At 75.2% G+C, this 7,136-nt stretch carries 8 protein-coding genes and 1 other RNA gene; 5 read left to right on the top strand and 4 right to left on the bottom strand.

What is annotated here, in order from left to right:
• The first annotated feature begins 199 nt into the window (after window positions 1–199).
• The 3 genes from ABTX81_RS39300 to rnpB all read left to right on the top strand — a co-directional run bounded on the left by ABTX81_RS39300 (window position 200) and on the right by rnpB (window position 3,603).
• Window positions 200–1,666, top strand: coding sequence for an RNB domain-containing ribonuclease (locus ABTX81_RS39300; protein ID WP_350555721.1), 1,467 nt, complete (start codon window positions 200–202; stop codon window positions 1,664–1,666).
• A gap of 26 nt (window positions 1,667–1,692) precedes the next feature.
• Window positions 1,693–3,192 (top strand): MFS transporter, encoded by a 1,500-nt coding sequence (locus ABTX81_RS39295; protein ID WP_350555719.1) that lies wholly within the window; start codon window positions 1,693–1,695, stop codon window positions 3,190–3,192.
• A gap of 13 nt (window positions 3,193–3,205) precedes the next feature.
• An RNA gene (rnpB, locus tag ABTX81_RS39290) (RNase P RNA component class A) lies at window positions 3,206–3,603 on the top strand.
• Window positions 3,604–3,672: 69 nt separating this feature from the next.
• Here the strand turns inward: rnpB and ABTX81_RS39285 are convergent.
• Both ABTX81_RS39285 and ABTX81_RS39280 read right to left on the bottom strand, forming a co-directional pair.
• Window positions 3,673–3,930 carry a metallothionein gene (locus ABTX81_RS39285; protein WP_350555717.1) on the bottom strand — a complete coding sequence of 86 codons (258 nt, stop codon included), beginning with the start codon at window positions 3,928–3,930 and terminating at the stop codon, window positions 3,673–3,675.
• Window positions 3,931–4,037: 107 nt separating this feature from the next.
• Complete coding sequence (locus ABTX81_RS39280; protein ID WP_350555715.1) at window positions 4,038–4,436, bottom strand: ACT domain-containing protein; 399 nt, start codon at window positions 4,434–4,436, stop codon at window positions 4,038–4,040.
• A gap of 191 nt (window positions 4,437–4,627) precedes the next feature.
• On the opposite strand from ABTX81_RS39280, the gene ABTX81_RS39275 reads away from it, so the two are divergent.
• Window positions 4,628–5,278, top strand: a complete 651-nt coding sequence (locus ABTX81_RS39275) for a PadR family transcriptional regulator (protein WP_502892964.1) — start codon at window positions 4,628–4,630, stop codon at window positions 5,276–5,278.
• A gap of 7 nt (window positions 5,279–5,285) precedes the next feature.
• On the opposite strand, the gene ABTX81_RS39270 is transcribed toward ABTX81_RS39275, so the two are convergent.
• Both ABTX81_RS39270 and ABTX81_RS39265 read right to left on the bottom strand, forming a co-directional pair.
• The gene (locus ABTX81_RS39270) at window positions 5,286–5,483 is read right to left on the bottom strand and encodes a hypothetical protein (RefSeq protein ID WP_350555711.1); all 198 of its coding nucleotides are present in this window, start codon (window positions 5,481–5,483) and stop codon (window positions 5,286–5,288) included.
• Between the two features lie 29 nt (window positions 5,484–5,512).
• The gene (locus ABTX81_RS39265) at window positions 5,513–5,743 is read right to left on the bottom strand and encodes a DUF8847 domain-containing protein (protein WP_350555709.1); all 231 of its coding nucleotides are present in this window, start codon (window positions 5,741–5,743) and stop codon (window positions 5,513–5,515) included.
• A gap of 422 nt (window positions 5,744–6,165) precedes the next feature.
• Here ABTX81_RS39265 and ABTX81_RS39260 point away from each other — a divergent pair, with 422 nt between their 5' ends.
• Entirely contained in the window at window positions 6,166–6,867 is a 702-nt protein-coding gene (locus ABTX81_RS39260; protein WP_350555707.1) for a bifunctional DNA primase/polymerase, read from the top strand.
• The last annotated feature ends 269 nt before the right edge of the window (window positions 6,868–7,136 follow it).

Here is a 7,136-nt window from a genome sequence, read left to right as displayed (position 1 = left end):
TGGGGAAACCCGGCAGTCGTCATGGGCTGTCACCCGCTGCTGAACACATAGGCAGCCGCCGTCCTCCCGGCGCTGGGCCGGGCCGGTGTGGACTTCAGCGTCCCCCGGCTCGCCGCCGCGGACCTGCGCACGCTCCTCGGCCGCTGAACGCGCCGCCGCCCGCCGGGCGGCGGCGCGTTCAGCGGCCTACGCTGCCCCCATGCCCCGCCGAAAGCTGCGCGTCAAGGCCGCCGACTCCGCCCGGATCAACGAGGAGCTGGCCGAGCTGCGCGCCCTGCTGGAGATCCGGGCGGAGTGGCCCGATGCCGTGCTGGCCGAGGCCGAGGAGGCCGCCGGCTCGCCGCGCATGCCGGAGTACGACGCCACCGACCTGCCGCTGTTCACCGTCGACCCGCCCGGCTCGCGCGACCTCGACCAGGCCATGCACCTCACCCACCGCCCCGGCGGCGGCTACCGGGTGCACTACGCGATCGCCGACGTCGCCGCCTTCGTCCGCCCCGGCGGCGCCGTCGACGAGGAGGCCCGCCGCCGGGTGCAGACCCTGTACTTCCCCGACCGCCGGGTGCCGCTGCACCCCGCCCGGCTCTCCGAGGACGCGGCCAGCCTGCTCCCCGGCGAGGTGCGCCCCGCCCTGCTCTGGCAGCTCGACCTGGACGCCGACGGCGCCGTCGTCCTCGCCGACCTGCGCCGCGCCGCCGTCCGCTCGCACCGCCGGCTCGACCACGCCGCCGTGCAGCGCGCCGTGGACGCCGGCGGCGCGGACGAGCAGCTCGGCCTGCTCGCCACCGTCGGCCGGCTGCGCGAGGAGCGCGAGCGCGCCCGCGGCGGGATCAGCCTGCCGGTGCCCGAGCAGGAGATCGAGGAGACCCCGCGCGGCTACGCCCTCGGCTACCGCGCCCCCACCCCCGCCGACGGCTGGAACGCCCAGATCTCGCTGCTCACCGGCCTGGCTGCCGCCGAGCTGATGCTGGACGCGGGCGTCGGCCTGCTCCGCACCCTGCCCGCCGCCCCGCCCGCCGCCCACGAGCGGCTGCGCCGCACCGCCCGGGCGCTGGACGTCGACTGGCCGGACGGCCTGCCCTACCCGGACCTGGTCCGCTCGCTCGACCCGGAGCGCCCGCTGCACGCCGCCTTCCTCAACGAGTGCACCGGGCTGCTGCGCGGCGCCGGCTACCACGCCTTCGACGCGGGCCGGGGTGTGCCCGCCCCCGCCGACCCGGTGCACGCCGCGCTGGCCGCGCCGTACGCGCACTGCACCGCGCCGCTGCGCCGGCTGGCCGACCGGTTCGCGCAGGAGGTCTGCGCGGCGGTCGCCGCGGGGGAGCGGGTGCCGGACTGGGCGCGCGAGGCGCTCACCACCGTGCCCGGGCTGATGGCGGGCGGCGAGCGCCGGGCGGCCGAGGTCGAACGGGCCTGCGTGGACCTGGTGGAGGCGGAGCTGCTGGCCGGCCGGGTGGGCGAGGAGTTCCGGGCGGTGGTCATCGACGTGGACGAGAAGCGGCCCGGCCGCGGCACCGTGCAGCTCCGCGAGCCGGCCGTCCGGGCCCGCTGCGAGCGCCCGGACGACGCCTCGCCCGGCACCGCCCTCCCGCTCGGCGCGCGGATCACCGCCCGGCTCGCGACCGCCGACCCCACCACCCGGACGGTCCGCTTCGTCGCCCTCTGACGCCCGCCCGGTGGGAGGATCGACCCGTGCCCGAAGCCACCCCCGAGAGCCCGCCGTCCGCCGATCCCGGACGCCGCCGCCGGCAGCTCGTCCTGGCGATCTGCTGCCTGAGCCTGTTCATCGTCGGACTCGACAACACCGTGGTGAACATCGCCCTCCCGCAGATCCAGCGGGACCTCGGCGCGCCCGCCTCCGGCCTGCAGTGGATCATCGACGCCTACACCCTGGTGCTGGCCTCGCTGCTGATGCTGTTCGGCTCGCTGGCCGACCGCTTCGGCCGCCGCCGGGTGTTCCAGACCGGTCTGCTGGTCTTCGTGCTCGGCTCGCTGGTCTGCAGCCTGGCGCCCGGCCTGGGATGGCTGGTGGCGTTCCGGGCGGTGCAGGCGGTCGGCGGCTCGATGCTCAACCCGGTGGCGATGTCGATCATCACCAACACCTTCACCGAGCCGCGCGAACGGGCCAGGGCGATCGGCATCTGGGGCGGTGTGGTCGGCATCTCGATGGCGCTCGGACCGCTGCTCGGCGGCTTCCTGGTGCACGCGGCCGGCTGGCCCGCGATCTTCCTGATCAATGTCCCGGTCGGCCTGCTGGCCTGCCTGCTGACCGCCCGTTACGTCCCCGAGTCGCGCGCGCCCCGGGCCCGCCGGCTGGACCCGGTGGGCCAGCTGCTGATGATGGTGCTGCTCGGCTGCGGCACCGGCGCGATCATCGAGGGCCCGGCGCACGGCTGGACGTCCCCGCTGATCCTCGGCCTGGCCGCGGCGGCGCTCACCGCGCTGGTGGCCTTCCCGCTCTGGGAGCGGCGGGTCGCCGAGCCGCTGGTCGACCCGAGGTTCTTCCGCAGCGCCCCGTTCACCGGCGCCACCGTGACCGCCGTCTGCGCCTTCGCCTCGCTCGGCGGCTTCCTCTTCCTGAACACCATCTACCTCCAGGACGTCCGCGGCTACAGCCCGGTGGAAGCCGGCCTGTGGACGCTGCCGATGGCCGGGATGATGCTGGTCTGCGCGCCGCTCTCGGGCCGGATCGTCGGCGCCCGGGGCCCGCGGCTGCCGCTGGTGCTGGCCGGCCTCGGCCTGGTCGCCAGCGGGCTGCTGCTCACCCGGCTGGCCGCGGACTCCCCGCCGGGACTGCTGCTGGCGGCGTACGGGCTGTTCGGCTTCGGCTTCGGCTTCGTGAACGCGCCGATCACCAACGCCGCCGTCTCCGGCATGCCGCGCGCCCAGGCGGGAGTGGCGGCGGCCGTCGCCTCCACCAGCCGGCAGGTCGGCCAGTCGCTCGGCGTCGCGGTGATCGGCACCGTGGTCACCTCGTCGGTGGTCGGCACGGTCGCCTCCGGCTTCGCCCCGGCCACCCACGCGGGCTGGTACATCATCGCGGGCCTGGGCGCCACGATCGGGCTGCTCGGCCTGGCCACCACGTCCGCCTGGGGCACCGCCACCGCCACCGGGGTCGCCGCCCGGCTCGGCGGCGACCCGCCGCTGACCCGCCCCGGGGTTCGGGACGCCCCGCCCGAGCGGCTACCATGACCACTACGGCGGAAGAGCCGGCCGGGCGGTCGCGACGGGTCCCAGGACCCGCCGAGGAACGTCCGGGCTCCACAGAGCAGGGTGGTGGGTAACGCCCACCCGGGGTGACCCGCGGGACAGTGCCACAGAAAACAGACCGCCCGCCGCTTCGGCGACGGGTAAGGGTGAAACGGTGGTGTAAGAGACCACCAGCGACCGGGGTGACCCGGCCGGCTCGGTAAACCCCACCTGGAGCAAGGTCAAGATCGGTGCCTCACGGCGCCGTGCGCGGATGCTTGAGGGCTGCTCGCCCGAGTCCGCGGGTAGACCGCTCGAGGCTGTCGGCAACGGCAGCCCTAGATGGATGGCCGCCTCCCCGGGCCGCGCGAGCACCCCGGGAGACAAAACCCGGCGTACAGGCCGACTCTTCCGCCCCTTCCCCCTTCGACCAGGTGAAACCACCTGGTCGGGGGGTTTCGTCGTTCCGGGGCGGACGCGGGGTCAGCCCGGGTGGGTGCCGACGGCGTCGCGGACCTGGGAGCCGAGACCGCCGTTGACGCGGGCGCAGTTGGCGCAGCAGAAGAACATGCCGGCGACCTCGACGCCGTGGCCGACGATCCGGACGTTGCAGTGCTCGCAGCGCGGGGCGAGCTTCTCCATCGCGCACTCGAAGCTGTCGAAGGTGTAGACGTCGCCGGTGACCGTCTTGATCTCGAAGGCGAGCCAGTAGTCGTTGCCGCAGGTGACGCAGATGGCCATGGCGGCGCACTTCCTTCCGGGCGGAGGGGAGGGGCCGGGCGGGGGTGCCCGGCCCTTCCAGTCTCCGAGGCCCCCGGCGGGGCGGCCACCCGGCTGGACCGACCCGGTCAGCCGGCGTGCGCGGAGAGCTCCTCCAGGGCGCGGACGGCCCGGTCGGCGTCGTCGGCGGCGACGAAGAGGTGGTCGTGGTGGAAGCCGGCCACCACGTTGCAGCTGATCCCCTCCTCGGCCAGCCGGGTGGCGACGGCGGCGGTCAGGCCGACGGCCTCCAGCGCCGAGTGGATCCGCAGGGTGATCCAGGCGGCGACGTACTCGTAGCGCAGGCCGAGCGCGTCGGCCTCCTCCTGGGCGACCACCACCGTCACCCCCTCGGGTTCGGCGACCGTGGCCACCGGCCGCAGTCCGGCGGGCACCTTGGTGGGCAGCGTGCAGTAGACGTACCGCCCCGGGTTGAGCAGGGGGCGCAGCTCGCGCAGCAGTGTCGTGAGGTCTCGTTCTCCGGCCATGCCCCGACACCGTAGCGGCCGGGCGCCGGGACGCCCAGGAGGGGCTATCGGATCCATTGACGGTCGACAGTCACCGATATATCGTCGAGTTATCGAGACGTTATCGCGACAGTGATTCGACTGTCCGGAACGATCGTCTGTTCATCGTCTATTGGGCTGCTTCGGAGCGGCCCGAACGGGAGGTGGGTGCGATGCGCCCAGGACGATTCCGTGGCGAGGGTCCCGGCGGGTGCCGCCCGGGGCCGGAGTTCGCCGGGATGCCCGGCGAGAACTACGAGGGCCGGGGAGCGTTCGGCCCCTTCGGTCCGCCGTTCGGCGGGCCGGGCGGACGGCCGGGCCCGCCGTGGGCCAGGGGCGGTTTCGGCGGCCCGCCGTGGGCCCGTGGCGGCCGGCGCGGCGGGCGGGCCCGGCGCGGGGACGTGCGTGCCTCGCTGCTGGCGCTGCTCAGGGAACGGCCGATGCACGGCTACGAGATGATCGCCGAGATCGCCGAGCGGTCCGGCGGGGCGTGGCGGCCGAGCCCCGGTTCGGTCTACCCGACCCTCCAGCTGCTGGAGGAGGAGGGTCTGGTCACGGCGGAGGAGACCGGCGGCAAGCGGCTGGTCTCGCTCACCGAGGCCGGCCGGGCCGAGGCCGACGCCGGGCCGGACGAGCCGTGGGCCGAGGCCGGTCAGGAGATCGACTGGGCCGCGGTCCAGGAGGTCGGCCAGGCGCTCGGCGCCGTGGAGCAGGCCGTCCGTCAGGTCATGGCGACGGGCACCGAGGCGCAGCGCGCCAAGGGCCTGGAGGTGCTCAACGAGGCCCGCAAGAAGCTGTACCTGATCCTGGCCGAGGACGCGTAACAGCGCTTCAGGGGCGGACGACGAAGAGTGCCACGCACGCGAGCAGCAACACGGCCCAGCCGAACCAGAGCCAGCCGTTGCTGCCGAGCACCGCGCTGTAGAGGCTGATCACCACCAGCAGGCCGGCCGTGACCGCGGCCACCTGCCGGTTGTGGTGCGCCACCGTCTCGGCGCGGGTCCTCGGGTGCCGTGCGGTTCTCGCCATCGCCGTCCTCCCGCGAGGGGAGGCGGCCGTCACCCGGAAGCGCGGGCGGTGGCCGCCTCGTCGTACTCGTAGCGCCAGAACCAGCGGGCGCCCCGCTGCTGCTTGGCCCGGACGTACACCAGTGTGCGCGCCGGGGTGTCCCCGTGCGAGGGGACCGGCACGGTGTACTTCTTGGGCACGCCGTACATCGGCCCCAGCGGGATGGGGAGGATCCGGCCGTCCAGGGGGCCGCCGACGAATTCGGTGTCCGCGCTCTTCACCCCACCAGGGTCTCACCCCGTGCCGGTGTGCGTCCGGGCGGTGCGCGGCGGAGGCGGTGTGGGGGCCCGGTGCGGGGAGTGTGACCGGAGAGGCACCGCCCCCGGTCATCCGAAGGGCCCGCGCACCCTTATCCTTCCTGTTACGCCCTCGGGGTCCACCCGGGTCAGCGGGCCCGTACGGGCCGGGCGAGGCGCACCTCACCGTGCCCGCCGGGCCGCCGAGCCGCAGCCCTCGTGCCGCAGTGACTCCGTACCGTGACCCCGGCGTCGGCCGCCCGGCATCCCCGGCTCCGGCCGGCAGGGCGCGGGACTGCAGGGCCGAGCACCACCCGGGGAAGCAGCGGGGGGCGCCGTGCGTTGCGTCGGAGTGGTACGTCGAACGCTGTGTCACGCCAGGCACGGCAATGCGCGGAAGGGGCCCGATGGAATCCGGCGGCAGGTGGACGGCCTGGTGGCAGAAGCGTGACCGTGAGCGGGGCCGGCCGGCGGTCCCCGACACCCCCGCGGCCAGACTCGACCAACTGCTCGGCGCGGTCCGCGCCGGGTTCCCGCTCGCCCCCGCCGCCCATCCGGCCGGCTACCGCTGTTCCTGTGACCGGGTCGCCTGCCCGGCCCCCGCCCAGCACCCGGTCTCCTTCGCCTGGCAGACCCAGGCCACCACCGACCCCGAGCAGCTCGCCCGCTGGCTCTCCCGCGACCCGCAGGCCAACTTCATCACCGCCACCGGCCGCGTCCACGACGTGCTGGACGTGCCGGTCGAGGCCGGGCGCCTCGCCCTGGAGCGGCTGACCGCGCTCGGCGTCGAGGGTCCGGTGGCCGCCGTCGGCGAGGACCGCTACCTGTTCTTCACCGCCACCCGGGGCACCCCGGTGGACGAGGACGAGTGGTGGCCGAGCGCCCTGGACTCCACGCCGGACACCATGTCCGAGCACCCGGGCCTGCGCTGGCACTGCCGCGGGTCGTACACCCTGCTGCCGCCGGCCGCGCTGCCGGACGGCTCCGAGGTGCGGTGGCTGCGCGGGCCCGAGCAGCCGCTGCCGGACCCGCTGCGCGTCCTGGACGTGCTGACCGACGCCTGCACCGAGGTGGGCGCCGTCGCCGAGGAGCAGTGGCTGATCGGCTGACTGTTACTCGCCCGCTCGCCTCCGGGGCGCTGTGACCCGGCGCCGACGGTCGTCGCTCCAACGCCGCTCCTTCGTCACGGCGTCCTCGCTCCTCCCTTGCGGCACCGGCGCGCCCCTTCGGCTCGGGGCGGCTATGACTCGCCCGCTCGCCTCCGGGGCGCTGTGACCCGGCGCCGACGGTCGTCGCTCCAACGCCGCTCCTTCGTCACGGCGTCCTCGCTCCTCCCTTTCGACACCGGCGCGCCCCTTCGGCTCGGGGCGCTATGACT

It is taken from the genome of Kitasatospora sp. NPDC097605 (genome assembly GCF_040302725.1).
In the GTDB taxonomy this organism is placed as follows: domain Bacteria; phylum Actinomycetota; class Actinomycetes; order Streptomycetales; family Streptomycetaceae; genus Kitasatospora.
The sequence above is the reverse complement of the archived record's forward strand: the minus strand, read 5'-3'. Positions and strand labels throughout refer to the sequence as shown.

Bases quoted from the DNA above. Each gene is read 5' to 3' on its own strand.
- ABTX81_RS39300 (WP_350555721.1), top strand. From the start codon at position 200: ATGCCCCGCCGAAAGCTGCGCGTCAAGGCCGCCGACTCCGCCCGGATC.
- ABTX81_RS39285 (WP_350555717.1), bottom strand. From the start codon at position 3,930: ATGGCCATCTGCGTCACCTGCGGCAACGACTACTGGCTCGCCTTCGAG.
- ABTX81_RS39280 (WP_350555715.1), bottom strand. From the start codon at position 4,436: ATGGCCGGAGAACGAGACCTCACGACACTGCTGCGCGAGCTGCGCCCC.
- ABTX81_RS39275 (WP_502892964.1), top strand. From the start codon at position 4,628: ATGCGCCCAGGACGATTCCGTGGCGAGGGTCCCGGCGGGTGCCGCCCG.
- ABTX81_RS39270 (WP_350555711.1), bottom strand. From the start codon at position 5,483: ATGGCGAGAACCGCACGGCACCCGAGGACCCGCGCCGAGACGGTGGCG.
- ABTX81_RS39260 (WP_350555707.1), top strand. From the start codon at position 6,166: ATGGAATCCGGCGGCAGGTGGACGGCCTGGTGGCAGAAGCGTGACCGT.